Annotated in this window: 14 protein-coding genes; 2 read left to right on the top strand and 12 right to left on the bottom strand. The window is 70.1% G+C overall.

The window, feature by feature from the left end:
- Window positions 1–6: 6 nt before the first annotated feature.
- The 5 genes from ACIGAQ_RS33535 to ACIGAQ_RS33515 all read right to left on the bottom strand — a co-directional run bounded on the left by ACIGAQ_RS33535 (window position 7) and on the right by ACIGAQ_RS33515 (window position 5,310).
- Window positions 7–984: a WYL domain-containing protein gene (locus ACIGAQ_RS33535; RefSeq protein WP_311684133.1), complete on the bottom strand. Its 978-nt coding sequence runs from the start codon at window positions 982–984 to the stop codon at window positions 7–9.
- 128 nt (window positions 985–1,112) lie between these two features.
- The gene (locus ACIGAQ_RS33530) at window positions 1,113–1,484 is read right to left on the bottom strand and encodes an FKBP-type peptidyl-prolyl cis-trans isomerase (RefSeq protein ID WP_094055282.1); all 372 of its coding nucleotides are present in this window, start codon (window positions 1,482–1,484) and stop codon (window positions 1,113–1,115) included.
- Between the two features lie 61 nt (window positions 1,485–1,545).
- Window positions 1,546–2,547, bottom strand: coding sequence for an FKBP-type peptidyl-prolyl cis-trans isomerase (locus tag ACIGAQ_RS33525; protein WP_399789684.1), 1,002 nt, complete (start codon window positions 2,545–2,547; stop codon window positions 1,546–1,548).
- Window positions 2,548–2,679: 132 nt separating this feature from the next.
- Window positions 2,680–4,041 (bottom strand): Pup--protein ligase, encoded by a 1,362-nt coding sequence (gene pafA / locus ACIGAQ_RS33520; protein WP_311684128.1) that lies wholly within the window; start codon window positions 4,039–4,041, stop codon window positions 2,680–2,682.
- 9 nt (window positions 4,042–4,050) lie between these two features.
- Window positions 4,051–5,310, bottom strand: a complete 1,260-nt coding sequence (locus ACIGAQ_RS33515; RefSeq protein ID WP_399789681.1) for an MFS transporter — start codon at window positions 5,308–5,310, stop codon at window positions 4,051–4,053.
- Window positions 5,311–5,356: 46 nt separating this feature from the next.
- Here ACIGAQ_RS33515 and ACIGAQ_RS33510 point away from each other — a divergent pair, with 46 nt between their 5' ends.
- Window positions 5,357–6,409, top strand: coding sequence for a LacI family DNA-binding transcriptional regulator (locus ACIGAQ_RS33510; RefSeq protein WP_399789678.1), 1,053 nt, complete (start codon window positions 5,357–5,359; stop codon window positions 6,407–6,409).
- A 300-nt stretch (window positions 6,410–6,709) separates the two neighbouring features.
- Here ACIGAQ_RS33510 and prcA read toward each other — a convergent pair whose 3' ends face one another.
- From prcA to arc, 5 genes are all read right to left on the bottom strand, one after another.
- Window positions 6,710–7,453, bottom strand: a complete 744-nt coding sequence (gene prcA / locus ACIGAQ_RS33505; protein ID WP_311684122.1) for a proteasome subunit alpha — start codon at window positions 7,451–7,453, stop codon at window positions 6,710–6,712.
- A 68-nt stretch (window positions 7,454–7,521) separates the two neighbouring features.
- Window positions 7,522–8,367 carry a proteasome subunit beta gene (gene prcB, locus ACIGAQ_RS33500; protein ID WP_311684121.1) on the bottom strand — a complete coding sequence of 282 codons (846 nt, stop codon included), beginning with the start codon at window positions 8,365–8,367 and terminating at the stop codon, window positions 7,522–7,524.
- Window positions 8,368–8,704: 337 nt separating this feature from the next.
- Entirely contained in the window at window positions 8,705–8,923 is a 219-nt protein-coding gene (locus tag ACIGAQ_RS33495; protein ID WP_030244016.1) for a ubiquitin-like protein Pup, read from the bottom strand.
- A gap of 178 nt (window positions 8,924–9,101) precedes the next feature.
- Complete coding sequence (dop, locus tag ACIGAQ_RS33490; RefSeq protein WP_362279009.1) at window positions 9,102–10,613, bottom strand: depupylase/deamidase Dop; 1,512 nt, start codon at window positions 10,611–10,613, stop codon at window positions 9,102–9,104.
- 234 nt (window positions 10,614–10,847) lie between these two features.
- Complete coding sequence (gene arc, locus ACIGAQ_RS33485; RefSeq protein WP_094055291.1) at window positions 10,848–12,614, bottom strand: proteasome ATPase; 1,767 nt, start codon at window positions 12,612–12,614, stop codon at window positions 10,848–10,850.
- 246 nt (window positions 12,615–12,860) lie between these two features.
- Here arc and ACIGAQ_RS33480 point away from each other — a divergent pair, with 246 nt between their 5' ends.
- A complete protein-coding gene (locus ACIGAQ_RS33480) occupies window positions 12,861–13,166 on the top strand; it encodes a ferredoxin (protein WP_311684116.1) in 306 nt (101 codons plus the stop codon).
- Window positions 13,167–13,226: 60 nt separating this feature from the next.
- Here the strand turns inward: ACIGAQ_RS33480 and ACIGAQ_RS33475 are convergent, their stop codons facing one another.
- Both ACIGAQ_RS33475 and ACIGAQ_RS33470 read right to left on the bottom strand, forming a co-directional pair.
- The gene (locus ACIGAQ_RS33475) at window positions 13,227–13,805 is read right to left on the bottom strand and encodes a hypothetical protein (protein ID WP_311684114.1); all 579 of its coding nucleotides are present in this window, start codon (window positions 13,803–13,805) and stop codon (window positions 13,227–13,229) included.
- A 337-nt stretch (window positions 13,806–14,142) separates the two neighbouring features.
- Window positions 14,143–15,045 (bottom strand): tRNA (adenine-N1)-methyltransferase, encoded by a 903-nt coding sequence (locus ACIGAQ_RS33470; RefSeq protein WP_031114607.1) that lies wholly within the window; start codon window positions 15,043–15,045, stop codon window positions 14,143–14,145.
- Window positions 15,046–15,113: the final 68 nt, after the last annotated feature.

Here is a 15,113-nt window from a genome sequence, read left to right as displayed (position 1 = left end):
TCCCCCTCAGCCCTTGGCCACGGCCCGCAGCCGGTCCACCACGTCGGCCCGCAGCTCGGCGGGCTCCAGGACCACCACGTCCGGCCCGAACTCCACCAGCCAGGCGTCCAGCCCGTGGCCGTACGGAATCTCCAACTCGTCCCAGCCGTCGCCGAGTTCCCGGACCGAGGTGGCCTTCGCCCGAAGGGGGTACCCGGCGTCCGAGCGCAGCCGGATCCGGGCCGAGCGGTCGGCGATCTCCCCGGCCCAGCCGGCGACGGTCTCCCGGACCGTGACGACGTCCGGCACGGGAGCGGTGTAGCGACCGCCGCGGGAGCGGACCTTGCCGGTGATCCGGGACAGCCGGAAGACCCGCTCGGCGCCGCGGTCGCGGTCCCAGCCCGCCAGGTACCAGTGGCCCCGCCAGCACTCCAGCGCCCACGGCTCCACGTGCCGCTGCTCGGGGTGGGCGGCCGTCGCCTTGCGGTAGTCGAAGACGACCGGCCTGCGGTCCCGGCAGGCCAGCATCAGCGGCTCGAACGCGGCCTCGTGCACGGGGATCCGCGGCTCCAGCGCGCCGTGCGAGCCGTACGGGTCGACGTCCTCGGGCAGCCCGGCCGCGCGCAGCTTCTGCAGCGCGCCGCTGGCCGCGCCGGCGAGCCGGGCCTGCTGCCACACCTTGGCGGCCAGGCCCAGCGCGGCGGCCTCCTCGGCGTCCAGCGTGATGGGCGGCAGGCGGTTGCTGTCGCGGCGGGCCATGTAGCCGATGTCGCCGTCGAGGCTCTCGACGGTCTCGATAACCAGTCCGAGTTCGCGCAGGTCGTCCTTGTCGCGCTCGAACATGCGGTTGAAGGAGTCGTCGTTGCCGCTCGGGCCGTTGCCCGGCCCGAAGGCCTCGACGTAGGCCTCGATGGAGTCACGCAGCTCGCGCTTGCTGAGCGGCCGCCGTGTCCCGAGCAGACACAGCGCCAGGTTCATCAGCCGCTCGGCCTTGGCAATGGCCATCGACGCGCTTCGCCTCCCTATGGTGCTTACGAGCGATGACCGTACCGCCACAGGGTGGTACGGCAAAAGCGGAGGGCCCATGCCCGAGCAGGCATGGGCCCCACGTGACCGAGTCTGTCGGACCTTGTTCAGACCCCGAGCAGGTCGACCACGAAGATCAGCGTCTCGCCGGGCTTGATCGCCGGGGTCGGGCTCTGGTTGCCGTAGGCGAGGTGGGCGGGGATGGTCAGCTGGCGGCGGCCGCCGACCTTCATGCCCTGCACGCCCTGGTCCCAGCCCTTGATGACACGGCCGCCGCCCAGCGGGAAGCGGAACGGGGTGCCGCGGTTCCAGCTGGCGTCGAACTCCTCACCCGTGCTGAAGGCGACACCGACGTAGTGCACGGTGACGGTCTGGCCGGCCTCGGCGACCGGGCCGTCGCCCTCCCAGATGTCCTTGATCTCGAGGTCCGCCGGGGGCTCGCCGCCCGGGAAGTCGATCTCGGGCTTGTCGATGCTCACGTCTGTTGCTCCTGCTTGTCTGCGGAAAGGCGAACACGCACAGTCTTACATCCCGCACGCTTCACAGCTTCGCGAGGATGTCCACCGAGAAGACCAGTGTGGAGTCCTTCTTGATGCCGCTGCCCTGCGGCGGGTTGTCGCCGTAGCCCAGCTCCGGCGGGATGACGATCAGGACGCGGCTGCCGACCTTCTTGCCCGTCAGGCCCTGCGCCCAGCCCTTGACGACCTGCTGCAGCGAGAACGACACGAGCTGCTTGTTGGCGTACGAGGAGTCGAACTCCTTGCCGCCGTCCCACAGCACGCCCTTGTACTGCACGAGGACGCTGTTCTCGGCGGCGACCTCCTCGCCGTCGCCCTCCAGGACGTACTCCGCGACGAGCTTCTTCGGGGCGGCCGTCCTGGGCACCTCGATGGAGGGGGCCTTGCCGTCGGTGTTGGTGCCGACCTTGGGCAGGTCCGCGTTCTGCTGCGGGACCTCCTTGCCCTTGGCGGAGCTGGTGGCGTTGAACGCCTCCTGGATGTCGACGACGAAGACCAGCGTGTCGGTGCCCTTGATGCCCGCCTGGGCGTTGCCCTGCGTGCCGTAGCCCCAGGTGGGCGGGACGGCCATCTCGACGCGGCTGCCGGCCTTCTTGCCGGCCAGCGCGTACCGCCAGCCGTCGATGATCTGGCCCTGGGTGAGCTGGATGGCCAGGCGGGCCTTGCGGTCGTAGGAGTTGTCGAAGACCTTGCCGGTGTTCCAGATCTGGCCCAGGTAGTTCGCCACGACGAAGTCGTTCTCCGCGACGGTCTTGCCGCTGCCGGCGATGAGGGTCTTCACCGCGAGGTCCTTGGACGGCTCGCCGCTGCCCTTCGCGACCGTGGGCTTCTCGTCGAACTTGGTCCCGGCCGTGACCGCGGGCAGCGGGCCGTCGACGATCTTCGGCGACGGAGCGGCGGACGGGCCGGACGCCGAGGGCGACGGGCTGTCGCTGGCCTTGCTCGAGTCGGACTTGTCGTCGCCGCACGCGGCGAGCGTGGCCAGACCTGCGGGCACGGTGAGAAGAAGTGAGCGTCGGCGCACTGTGGGGGCCTCGTAATCGGTTGATCTCTTGGATGGAAGTGCGCGCAACTCTACGGCGTGAGCGGGGCGCCGCACTGGTAACGTACGGCGCCCGTGTGGCGTTCCGGCGATTTTCCGCGCCGGTGCGTCGGCTCACATTCCGGCGATCAGCTTCTCCACCCGGTCGTCCACCGACCGGAACGGGTCCTTGCACAACACGGTGCGCTGGGCCTGGTCGTTGAGCTTGAGGTGCACCCAGTCGACCGTGAAGTCGCGGCGCTGTTCCTGGGCGCGGCGGATGAAGTCGCCGCGCAGCCGGGCCCGAGTGGTCTGCGGCGGTACGGACTTGCCCTCGAAGATCTTCAGGTCGTTGCAGACGCGGGCGGCCTGCCCCTTCTTCTCCAGCAGGTAGTACAGGCCGCGACGGCGGTGGATGTCGTGGTAGGCGAGGTCTATCTGCGCGACCCGGGGGTGCGACATGGTCATGTTGTTCTTGGCCCGGTACCGCTCGATGAGCTTGTACTTCATGACCCAGTCGATCTCGGTGCCGATGCGGTCGAGGTCCTCGGCCTCGATCGCGTCGAGCGTGCGGCCCCACAGCTCCAGGACCCGCTCGACGGTGCCGGTGCGGATGCCGCGGCGCTCGCAGAAGTCCACGGCCTTCTCGTAGTACTCGCGCTGCACCTCCAGGGCGGAGGCCTCGCGTCCGCTGGCCAGGCGCACCTTGCGCCGGCCGGTGATGTCGTGGCTGACCTCCCGGATGGCCCGGATGGGGTTCTCCAGGGTCAGGTCCCGCATCACCGTGCCCGCCTCGATCATGCGCAGCACGAGGTCGGTGGCGCCGACCTTGAGCAGCATGGTCGTCTCGGACATGTTGGAGTCGCCCACGATGACGTGCAGGCGGCGGTAGCGCTCGGCGTCCGCGTGCGGCTCGTCGCGGGTGTTGATGATCGGCCGGGAGCGGGTCGTCGCCGAGGAGACGCCCTCCCAGATGTGCTCGGCCCGCTGGCTGACGCAGTACACGGCCCCGCGCGGTGTCTGCAGCACCTTGCCGGCGCCGCACAGCAGCTGCCGTGTGACCAGGAACGGGATCAGAATGTCCGCGAGACGCGAGAACTCCCCGTGCCGTGCCACGAGATAGTTCTCGTGGCACCCGTAGGAGTTGCCCGCCGAGTCGGTGTTGTTCTTGAAGAGGTAGACGTCGCCCGCGATTCCCTCCTCGTGCAGGCGTCGTTCGGCGTCCACCAGGAGTCCTTCGAGGATGCGCTCGCCGGCTTTGTCGTGGGTGACCAGTTCGATCACGTTGTCACATTCGGGTGTGGCGTATTCCGGATGCGATCCCACGTCGAGATAGAGGCGGGCGCCGTTTCGCAGAAAGACATTGCTGCTGCGGCCCCATGACACGACACGGCGGAAGAGGTACCGCGCCACCTCGTCAGGAGACAGGCGGCGCTGTCCCCTGAACGTGCACGTGACGCCGTACTCGTTCTCCAGCCCGAAAATGCGGCGGTCCATGAGGGAACATTACGCCCGATCCCCTGAACTGAAACGGGGTTCGACGGCACGGTTTGGATCATTTTCCGAACCGGCCGCAACGACCGCTCCCTGGCCGGGAGCTGCGACTACCCGTCCTGTGGCCAGCAAAACCAGCAACGACACGCCACCCGCGACGGCCGGCACGGCGAAGCCCCACTGCGCCCCACCCGCCTCCACCACGGGCCCGGCGACGCCCGTTCCGACCGAGTGGCCCACCGTGAAGGTGGTCACCAGCCAGGAGAACGCCTCGGTGACCGTGCCGCGCGGGGCGTGCCGGTCGACCAGGACGAACGCGCAGGCGATGGCGGGCGCGAGGAAGACCCCGGCGAGCGCGGTCAGCGCCACCATGGGCACGGCGTCCGGCATGAGCGTCAGCGGCAGGTAACACACCACCAGGAGCGCCACCAGCACCTGCAGTCGCCGCGCGGGCTCCCCGGCCCACTGCCGGGCCCCGTACACGGCACCGCCGACCAGCGCCCCGAACCCCAGGGCCGCCATCAGCCAGCCGTACACGGCGTCGCCGCCGTGTGTGTCCGCGTACGGCACGGAGGCGACCGTGATGGAGCCCAGCGCCATGCCGATGAACAGGAACGCCGCGAGCAGGGCCAGCAGCCCCGCCGAGCGCAGCGCGCCGAGCCAGTGGGCCTCGCGCGGCGCCGACCGCCAGGCCCGCGAGGGCGGCGACACGACCACGGACAGCGCCCCCACCACTCCCACGACGTTCAGCACGAGCAGCGCGGCCTGGGCCGACCACAGGGACACGCACAGGGTCACCAGCAGCGGCCCGACGGTGAACATCACCTCCTGGGCCACGGCGTCCATGGCGTACGCCGTGTGCACCTGGTCCTCGCGCCGCAGCACCGACGGCCACAGCGCCCGCAGCCCGCCCTCCAGGGGTGGTGTGAAGAGGCCGGCGGCGGCGACGGCGAGATGGGCGAGCGGGAGCGATGCGATACCGCAGGCGGCGAAGGCGGCCATCGCGAGCGCCGACAGCACGGCGGCGGGCAGCTGCACCCGCGGCTGTCCGCGCAGGTCCACCAGCCGTCCGAGCACGGGCTGCCCGACGGCGTTGGCGACGCCGTACACGGCCGCCAGGACGCCGGCCAGGCTGTACGTGCCGCCCTCCGCGCGGACGAAGAGCACGATCGCGATGGCGGCCGTGGCGTTGGGCAGCCGGCCGACCAGCGTGCCGACGAGCAGTCGGGCGGCGTGTCGCGCCCGAAGGATCTCCAGGTATCCCGTGGCCATGTCCCCGCCCTAGGTTTTACGTATAACGTAGGCTTCCATACGTACCATGTCCGCTGTTCACGAGTCCAGACGAAGGAGCGGCCCGACGGTGGCACGAGGCAGCACCCGACCCACGAGCCGGGACGTCGCCCAGGCCGCCGGCGTCTCGCAGGCGGCCGTCTCCCTGGTCCTCGGCGACAAGTGGCGCGGCCGGGTCTCGGAGGCGACGGCCGAACGCGTCCGCGAGGCCGCCCGCGACCTGGGCTACCGCCCGAACCTGGCCGCCCGCAACCTGCGTCTGGGCCGTACGCGCACGGTCCTGCTGGTGGTCCCGGCCCTCACCACCGAGTTCTTCGCCGGCGTCTACACGGGTGCCGCCCGGGTCGCCGCCGAGCACGGCTTCGGCGTGGTCCTCTACCCCTCCCCCGAGGGCATCGGTCCCGCCCGCGACCCCTTCGCCTCCGCGCAGGCGGCCCTGGACGGCGTCATCGCCTCGTCCATGGCGGCGGACGCGCTGACGGCGATCAGCGGCGAGGCGCTCCCCCTGGTCATGCTGGACAGCGACCCGGCGGGCAGCCTCGGCGCGGCGACGGTCAACCTGGACATCGCCGACGGTGTCCGCCAGGTCGTGGAGCACCTGCTGTCCCTGGGCCACCGCCGCTTCCTCCACTTCGCGGCGGACGTGCCCTCGTGGACGTTCGAGGTGCGCTCGCGTGAACTGGCCTCCCGCCTGGCCGCGGTGCCGGGCACCTCGGTCTCCACGGCCCGCTCCCCGATCTCCATCGAGGGCGCCGTGCCGGCGGCGGTGGCCGCCCTGTCGGCCCCGGGGCCGCACCCCACGGCCGTGGTGTGCGACGACGACCTCCTGGCCGCGGGCGTCTACAAGGCGGCCCGCCGCCTGGGCCTGCGCATCCCGGACGACCTGTCGGTCACCGGCCTGGACGATCTGGCCCTGGCCACGGCGATCGACCCGGAGCTGACCACGGTCCGTCTGGACGCGGAGCTGTTCGGGGAACGGGGCATGCGGGCCCTGCTGGCGGTCCTGGAGGGCCGGGAGCCCGAGAGCGGGGACATCCCGGTACGGCTGGTGGAACGGGCCTCCACGGCACCGTCGCGCTAGCCGTACCCGGCGTTGCGGCGGAGGCCCGCCACATCCGTTGTCCGCTGGGCGAGCCACCACACTCCCGCGGCCGCCGACGCACGGAAGGGGCCGTGCCGGGGTCCGCCCGCAGCGGTTGGCGCGTCAACGGACAGCGAGTCGGTGTCTCACCCCATCGCGCCGTTCCGAGGACGGACACCCCCCGGCGCGGCCCCGAGCCACCCCCCACCGTCAGGCGAAGGCACGCGCGCCCCCACACGCCCGCGCCCCGGCCACAACCGTGACCGGGGCGCCGATGCCGTGCGCAACTGCCGGGTACGACTACTCGGTGTCCTTCGGCGTCGTCTCGGAGCCGCTCGCCCCGGCCGCCTCCTCCAGCAGCCGCGACAGCTGGCGCCCGCTGATGCGCTTGAACTTGCGCTTCTGCGGCCGCGTGCGGTCCAGCACCGCCACCTCCAGCCGCTCCGCGGGAATCTCCCGCTCGCTGCCGTTGGTGTCACGGGACAGCGACTGCACCGCCAGCTTCAGCGCCTCCGCCAGCGTCATGCCGTCCCGGTGGCGCTGGTCGAGGTAGCTGCTGATCTGCTCCGCGTTGCCCCCGACCGCGACCGAGCCGTGCTCGTCCACGATGGACCCGTCGTGCGGCAGCCGATAGATCTGGTCGCCGTCGGGCGTCTCCCCGACCTCGGCGACCACCAGCTCCACCTCGTACGGCTTCTCGGCCGCGCTGGAGAAGATCGTGCCCAGCGTCTGCGCGTACACGTTCGCCAGGCCCCGGGCCGTCACGTCGTCCCGGTCGTAGGTGTAACCGCGCAGGTCGGCGTAGCGCACCCCGCCGATCCGCAGGTTCTCGTACTCGTTGTACTTGCCGGCGGCCGCGAAGCCGATCCGGTCGTAGATCTCGCTGAACTTGTGCAGCGCACGGGACGGGTTCTCACCGACGAACACGATGCCGTCGGCGTACTGCAGCACGACCAGGCTGCGACCGCGGGCGATGCCCTTGCGGGCGTATTCCGCCCGGTCGGCCATGGCCTGCTGGGGTGAGACATAGAACGGCGTCGACACCGGTTATCCGTCCCTCTCTTCAGGATTCCGTCGGTTCACTGGACCACCTCGTCACGACAGCGCGCCGCTCACAGCAGCGCGGCCCGCGGACCGTCCGGCTGCTCCAGCCGCCGCTCCAGGATCGAGCGCGCGATCTGCGACGCCTCGTCCTCGGTGAGCCGGCGGAAGCCGTCCTCGGTGATCACGGTGACGATGGGATAGATCCGGCGGGCGACGTCGGGACCACCGGTCGCCGAGTCGTCGTCTGCCGCGTCGTAGAGCGCCTGGACCACGAGCGTGGTGGCCTCGTCCTCGCTCAGGTCGTCCCGGTAGAGCTTCTTCATCGCGCCGCGCGCGAAGATCGAGCCGGAACCGGTGGCCGCGTAGCCGTGCTCCTCGGAGCGACCGCCCGTGACGTCGTAGGAGAAGATCCGGCCCTTCTCCCGGTCCACGTCGTACCCGGCGAAGAGCGGGACGACGGCCAGCCCCTGCATGGCCATGCCCAGGTTCGAGCGGATCATCGTCGAGAGCCGGTTCGCCTTGCCCTCCAGGGACAGCTGCGCGCCCTCGACCTTCTCGAAGTGCTCCAGCTCCAGCTGGAAGAGCTTCACCATCTCCACGGCCAGACCCGCCGTGCCGGCGATGCCCACCGCCGAGTACTCGTCGGCGGGGAAGACCTTCTCGATGTCCCGCTGCGCGATGACGTTGCCCATCGTGGCCCGCCGGTCGCCGGCGAGGACGACGCCGCCGGGGAACGTCACGGCGACGATCGTCGTCCCGTGCGGTGCCTCGATCACGCCCTGGGTGGGCGGCAGTTGCCGATTGCCGGGCAGCATCTCCGGCTGGTGCTCGGACAGGAAGTCCATGAAGGAGGAGGAGCCTGGCGTCAGGAAGGCAGCTGGTAGACGCCCGGTGCTACGAGTGTTGGCTTCCACGCGATTCCTTCCACGTATGCGACAGCCCGCCCTGTGACGTCGGGCCGATCCTTTGGAACAACCCCGGTCCGGTTGCGACCGGGGGCACGGTATGCCACGGACCCTACCCGTCCTGCGGCGGTGATCCACATGCCCGGCGACCCCAACTCCGCCGGAGCGATGCCGCACTTGCCCGCCGCGCCCCGGCGGCGGGCCACCGGGCTCGGGACGCCGTCGACGCCCGGAGCGCCGCACACGAGGACAGCACGTCACACCCTGTCCCGCGCGCAGCGCTCCGCGCTTCGCCCGTCCGTCACCCGCGCACCCCATTCACCTTCGGAATGAAGGCACAGGCGCCTTACTGGCCACCCTTTTGCACGAAGGACCGGACGAAGTCCTCGGCGTTCTCCTCGAGGACGTCGTCGATCTCGTCCAGGACCGAGTCCACGTCGTCGCTCAGCTTCTCCTGACGCTCCTTGAGGTCCTCGGAAGCCTGCGCCTCTGCCGCCTGCTCCTCGACCTCCTCGGTGGACCGGGTGGCCTTCTGCTGTCCGCCGCCGGTGTCCTTGGTCGCCATATCCCTCACCCCGCTCGGTTCGCCCGACACAGTTGCTCGGTCAAGATCAGACCCTACTCGCCGGGTCTGACGATGGCCCCGCAGTTGCTCCAACGTACGGGGACCACCTCGATGATTCCCGGACCTGGGATTTTCCACCCTGTCCGGCGGGCCCCACCCGAGTACCCGCTGATCGCGTTCATCCTCCCGAAAGCACCCTGACCAGGTCCTCCGCGGTGCGGCAGCGGTCCAGGAGCTCCTTGACGTGATTACGCGTTCCGCGAAGCGGTTCCAGGGTTGGGACCCGCTGCAGCGAGTCCCGCCCCGGCAGGTCGAAGATCACCGAGTCCCAGGAGGCGGCCGCGACGTCGTCCGCGTACTGCTCCAGGCAGCGGCCGCGGAAGTACGCCCGGGTGTCCTCGGGCGGCGCCGTACGGGCCCGCTCGACGTCCTCCTCGGTCAGCAGCCGCTTCATGCGCCCCCGGGCCACCAGGCGGTTGTACAGGCCCTTGTCGGGCCGTACGTCCGCGTACTGGAGGTCGACGAGGTGCAGCCGGGCCGCGTCCCAGTCGAGGTTGTCCCGGCGGCGGTAGCCCTCCATGAGCTCCCGCTTGGCGACCCAGTCCAGCTCGCCGGCCAGACTCATCGGGTCGTGCTCCAGACGGGTGAGGGTGTCCTCCCAACGGGACAGGACGTCCTTCGTCTGCTCGTCGGCGTCCGCCCCGAACCGCTCCTCCACGTACTTGCGCGCGAGCTCGAAGTACTCCATCTGCAACTGGACCGCCGTGAGCGTGCGGCCGCTGCGCAGCGTGACCAGGCGCTTCAGGGACGGGTCGTGCGACACCTGGTGGAGGGTGCGCACGGGCTGGTCGACGGCCAGGTCGACGGCGATGAAGCCGTCCTCGATCATCGACAGCACCAGCGAGGTCGTGCCCAGCTTGAGGTAGGTCGAGATCTCCGACAGGTTCGCGTCGCCGATGATCACGTGCAGGCGCCGGTACTTCTCGGCGTCCGCGTGCGGCTCGTCGCGGGTGTTGATGATCGGGCGCTTGAGCGTGGTCTCCAGGCCGACCTCGACCTCGAAGTAGTCGGCCCGCTGACTGAGCTGGAAGCCGTGCTCGTGCCCGTCCTGGCCGATGCCGACGCGGCCCGCTCCGGCGAAGACCTGACGGGAGACGAAGAACGGCGTCAGGTGGCGCACGATGTCCGAGAAGGGGGTCTCCCGCTTCATCAGGTAGTTCTCGTGCGTGCCGTAGGACGCGCCCTTGTTGTCGGTGTTGTTCTTGTACAGGTGGATCGGCTGGGCACCGGGGAGCTGCGCGGCCCGCTCCGCCGCCTCGGCCATGATCCGCTCGCCGGCCTTGTCCCAGAGGACGGCGTCCCGGGGGTTGGTCACCTCGGGCGCGCTGTACTCGGGGTGCGCGTGGTCGACGTAGAGCCGTGCGCCGTTGGTGAGGATCACGTTGGCCAGGCCGATGTCCTCGTCCGTGAGCTGGCTGGAGTCGGCGGCCTCGCGGGCGAGGTCGAAGCCTCGCGCGTCCCGCAGCGGGTTCTCCTCCTCGAAGTCCCAGCGGGCCCGGCGGGCCCGGTGCATCGCCGCCGCGTAGGCGTTCACGATCTGGGACGAGGTGAGCATGGCATTGGCGTTGGGGTGGCCGGGGACGGAGATCCCGTACTCCGTCTCGATGCCCATTACTCGCCGTACGGTCATGCGGCCCTCCTTGCCCGGCGGCACCCTCGGTCGTGGGCGCCACTCAGATACCGCTGGCGCTCGGTTGCGTGTGCGGTGCCCGTCCCCGCACTGCGCGACTCGGCGGTACGCAAGAGCCTAGAACGCCTTTGCGCTGGTGGGGAGATCATTTGCGTCATTGCGTTGCTCCAGCCGTGGCCTGAAAAACAGTCGGCTGCGGGTACCCGCCGAGGGCACCCGCAGCCGCCCTGCCTTTTACAGGTACTGACCGGTGTTCGCCACCGTGTCGATGGAGCGCCCGGTGTCCGCGCCCTGCTTTCCGGTGATGAGCGTACGGATGTACACGATCCGCTCGCCCTTCTTTCCGGAGATGCGGGCCCAGTCGTCGGGGTTGGTGGTGTTCGGCAGGTCCTCGTTCTCCTTGAACTCGTCCACGCAGGCCTGGAGGAGGTGGGAGACGCGGAGGCCCTTCTGGTTCTTCTCGAGGAAGTCCTTGATCGCCATCTTCTTGGCCCGGCCCACGATGTTCTCGATCATGGCGCCGGAATTGAAGTCCTTGAAGTACAGGACTTCCTTGTCACCATTGGCGTAGGTGACCTCCAGGAAGCGGTTCTCCTCGGATTCGGCGTACATGTGCTCGACGGCCGTCTGGATCATGTTCTGGACCGTGGCACCCTTGTCGCCGCCGTGCTCCCCGAGGTCGTCGGAGTGCAGCGGGAGGCGCTCGGTGAGGTACTTGCCGAAGATGTCCTTGGCCGCCTCGGCGTCCGGACGCTCGATCTTGATCTTCACGTCCAGCCGGCCGGGACGCAGGATGGCCGGGTCGATCATGTCCTCGCGGTTGGAGGCGCCGATCACGACCACGTTCTGCAGGCCCTCCACGCCGTCGATCTCGGCGAGCAGCTGCGGGACGATGGTGTTCTCCACGTCCGAGCTGACACCGGAGCCACGGGTGCGGAAGAGGGACTCCATCTCGTCGAAGAAGACGATGACGGGGGTGCCCTCGCTGGCCTTCTCACGGGCCCGCTGGAAGACGAGGCGGATCTGCCGCTCCGTCTCACCGACGTACTTGTTGAGCAGCTCGGGGCCCTTGATGTTCAGGAAGAAGCTCTTGCCGGCGGCCTGGCCGGTCACCTCGGCGACCTTCTTGGCCAGCGAGTTGGCCACGGCCTTCGCGATCAGTGTCTTACCGCATCCAGGGGGTCCGTACAGCAGCACACCCTTGGGCGGCCGCAGTTCGTGCTCCTTGAACAGGTCCGGGTACAGGTAGGGGAGCTCGACGGCGTCCCGGATGGCCTCGATCTGGCCGCCGAGTCCGCCGATCTGCTCGTAGCCGATGTCGGGGACCTCTTCGAGGACGAGCTCCTCGACCTCGCTCTTGGGGACGACCTCGTAGACGTATCCGGAGCGGGGCTCCAGGAGCAGGGCGTCGCCGGGGCGGATGGTGACGTCCAGCAGCGGCTCGGCGAGCCGCACCACCCGCTCCTCGTCGGTGTGCCCGAGCACGAGGGCCCGCTCGCCGTCCTCGAGGATCTCCTTGAGGGTGACGATGTCACCGACGCGCTCGAACTCCATGGCCTCGACCACGTTGAGCGCTTCGTTGAGCATGACTTCCTGGCCGCGCCGGAGCTCCTCGAGCTCGACGCTGGGGCTGACGTTCACCCTGAGCTTGCGGCCGCCGGTGAAGATGTCGGCGGTGCCGTCCTCGTTCGCCGTCAGGAAGACGCCGAAGCCGGCCGGCGGCTGCGCGAGCCGGTCGACCTCTTCCTTGAGGGCCACGATCTGGTCCCGGGCCTCACGGAGCGTGTTCGCCAGTCGCTCGTTCTGCGCGGACACGCCGGCCAGATTGGTCTGCAGCTCGACGATCCGCTCTTCGAGAATCCTCGTGTGTCGCGGAGAGTCGGCGAGCTTGCGTCGCAGGACGGCGATCTCCTGCTCAAGGTAGGCGATCTGCCCGGCCGGGTCGTCGGACCCGCGTCCCGGGCGGATGCCGCGGTTCATGTCGTCGTCGTGGGCTGCCACGGTCCTCACCTCCTCCAAGGGGAGCTGGACGCTTCCAGACCCTACCTGGGCGGGTGTCGATTGAAACCCCTAGATCACAAAGACGGTCGGGGTGTGTCCGATCTTCACCCTTGCGCTCTCCCTCACGCCAGGGGGATACCCAGCGAACATGATTGGAACCCAGCCTCAGGTACGGTCGAAGCGTTCAACACCCGTCAGAGCTGGCCGGATTCCCGGTGCGGCTCGACGCATGAAACGGCAGGAGACATGAGCGTGCAGCAGGAGGCCGGGGTCGAGGGCGAGGCGCTGGAGGTCTGGATCGACCAGGACCTGTGTACCGGCGACGGCATCTGCGCCCAGTACGCGCCCGAGGTGTTCGAGCTGGACATCGACGGTCTGGCCTACGTGAAGAGCGCCGACGACGCGTTGCTCCAGGACAAGGGGGCGACAACGCCCGTTCCGCTGCCGCTCCTCACGGACGTGATCGACTCGGCGAAGGAGTGTCCGGGCGAGTGCATCCACGTACGGCGAGTTTCGGACAAGGCCGAGGTCTACGGTCCGGACGCGGAGTGACCAGTTCTCCACGTTCCGTGACTACTGTCTGATATCTCACACACCGCTGCCACACGGGCTTCACACGCTGCGGGCACCGGCCGGCGTGGAGCGGACGAACGTGCCGTCCTGCCAACGCCATTTCACGTCGCTCTTCTCGTCGGGGCAGCAACGCGGCACGTCCGGGGACGAGTAGCCGAGGAGGGTGGCCGTCACGGCGCCCGCGCGGACGGCGAAGTCGCCGACGGTGGTGCCGTCCTTGGGGTCGAGCAGGGTCGCCACCAGGCGCGGCTTGCCGTCGGCGCCGCCCCGGGTGAGGACGTACACGCCGTCCGGCGGGGTGCCCATCGGGGAGTCGCAGTGAACCACGGCCACCGTCTCGGGGTTGCCGTCGCCGTCGAGGTCTCCGGTCGCCTTCTTCTGCACCACGGCCTTCACGGGGCCGCATTCGAGGGGGAACTCCACAGCGGCGGGGTCGGGCGCGGCCAACGGCGCCGGCGCGCTTCTCGTCTCGGGGGCATCGGGCTGGGCGGCCGTCGCCGCTCCGGGCTGCAGGACCGAGGAGAGGGCCACCACGCCGGCGAGCGCCGTGGCGGTGGCGAGCCAGTGGATGGGGCGGGTGTGGGTGTGGGCGAGCTCCGGGACGGCGGAAGGCTGCACTAGGAGTGTCTCCTGAGGGCTGTACCGGTGGGGTGGCCAAGATGGTGCCACACGTCACACCGCGAGGGAACGGCGGGGTGTGGGCTGACTGAGGCGGGGAAGTCAGAAGGGTTGCGGTTCCTGCCGTCGTGTCAGCGGGCCGGTGCCCGCTCGGGCCGCTGCCGGCGCGGGTGGCGGCAGCCGAGTGCCGCGGGGCTGGTCAAGGGCGTCGCGCGCGGGTTCACCCCGGGCGGCGTTCACCTCGGGCGGCAACGGAGAGGCGCCGTGGCGCAGTTCCGGTGCGGTGTCCGGGAACTGCGCCACGGCGCCTGTGCGTTGTGCGGGGTGGTGAGCCGTCTCAGCGGGCGGTGCCGCCGTCGGCGTTGGGTCCCGCGTAGTCCTCGCCGTAGGCGCCCTTGGCGGGGCGGCGGCGGCGCATGGGCGGCTCGACGCCGTCGGCCAGGCGGCGGGCCGTGAGCAGGAAGCCGGTGTGGCCGATCATCCGGTGGTCCGGGCGGACGGCCAGGCCCTCGATGTGCCAGTTACGGATCATCGTCTCCCAGGAGGTCGGCTCGTTGAAGCAGCCGATCTCCCGGATGGACTCGACGGTCCGCGCGAGCTGGGTGGTGGTCGCGACGTAGCAGCAGAGGATGCCGCCGGGGACGAGCGCCTTGGAGACGGCCTCCAGGCACTCCCAGGGGGCGAGCATGTCGAGGATGACGCGGTCGACGTCGGTGTCGGACAGGTTGTCCTGCAGGTCGCCGACGGTGAGCTGCCAGGCGGGGTGCGGGCCGCCGAAGTAGCGCTCGACGTTCGCCTGGGCGATCTCGGCGAAGTCGGCGCGGCGCTCGTAGCTGTGCAGCATGCCCTGATCGCCGATGGCGCGCAGCAGGAAGCTGCTGAGCGAGCCCGAGCCGACGCCGGCCTCCACGACGCGCGCGCCGGGGAAGATGTCGGCGAAGGCGAGGATCTGCCCCGCGTCCTTCGGGTACACGACGGCTGCCCCGCGGGGCATGGACAGGACGTAGTCGGGGAGCAGGGGGCGCAGCGCGAGATAGGCGACGTTCCCCGTGGTGCGGACAACGCTGCCCTCGGGAGCGCCGATCAGCTCGTCGTGCGGGAAGGAACCCTTGTGGGTGTGGAAGTTCTTCCCGGCCTCGAGCGTGAACGTGTAGTGGCGGCCCTTGGGGTCGGTCAGCTGAACCTGGTCCCCGACCTTGAAGGGCCCGCGCCTGCGGGCGGCACCGGTCGGTTCGGACATGTGACCAGCCTACCGGCCTCCGGGAGGGCCTCCGACCACCGGGACGGCCGCCGGGACCACCGCCGCGC

It is taken from the genome of Streptomyces sp. NPDC085932, from assembly GCF_044540525.1.
In the GTDB taxonomy this organism is placed as follows: Bacteria; Actinomycetota; Actinomycetes; order Streptomycetales; family Streptomycetaceae; genus Streptomyces; species Streptomyces levis.
Note: the sequence above shows the minus strand (reverse complement) of the source record. Positions and strands in the feature narration are given on the sequence as shown.

Coding starts and splice junctions, on each gene's coding strand:
- ACIGAQ_RS33535 (WP_311684133.1), bottom strand. CDS start 984: ATGGCCATTGCCAAGGCCGAGCGGCTGATGAACCTGGCGCTGTGTCTG.
- pafA (WP_311684128.1), bottom strand. CDS start 4,041: ATGGACCGCCGCATTTTCGGGCTGGAGAACGAGTACGGCGTCACGTGC.
- ACIGAQ_RS33515 (WP_399789681.1), bottom strand. CDS start 5,310: ATGGCCACGGGATACCTGGAGATCCTTCGGGCGCGACACGCCGCCCGA.
- ACIGAQ_RS33510 (WP_399789678.1), top strand. CDS start 5,357: ATGTCCGCTGTTCACGAGTCCAGACGAAGGAGCGGCCCGACGGTGGCA.
- ACIGAQ_RS33495 (WP_030244016.1), bottom strand. CDS start 8,923: ATGGCGACCAAGGACACCGGCGGCGGACAGCAGAAGGCCACCCGGTCC.
- dop (WP_362279009.1), bottom strand. CDS start 10,613: ATGACCGTACGGCGAGTAATGGGCATCGAGACGGAGTACGGGATCTCC.
- ACIGAQ_RS33480 (WP_311684116.1), top strand. CDS start 12,861: ATGAGCGTGCAGCAGGAGGCCGGGGTCGAGGGCGAGGCGCTGGAGGTC.
- ACIGAQ_RS33470 (WP_031114607.1), bottom strand. CDS start 15,045: ATGTCCGAACCGACCGGTGCCGCCCGCAGGCGCGGGCCCTTCAAGGTC.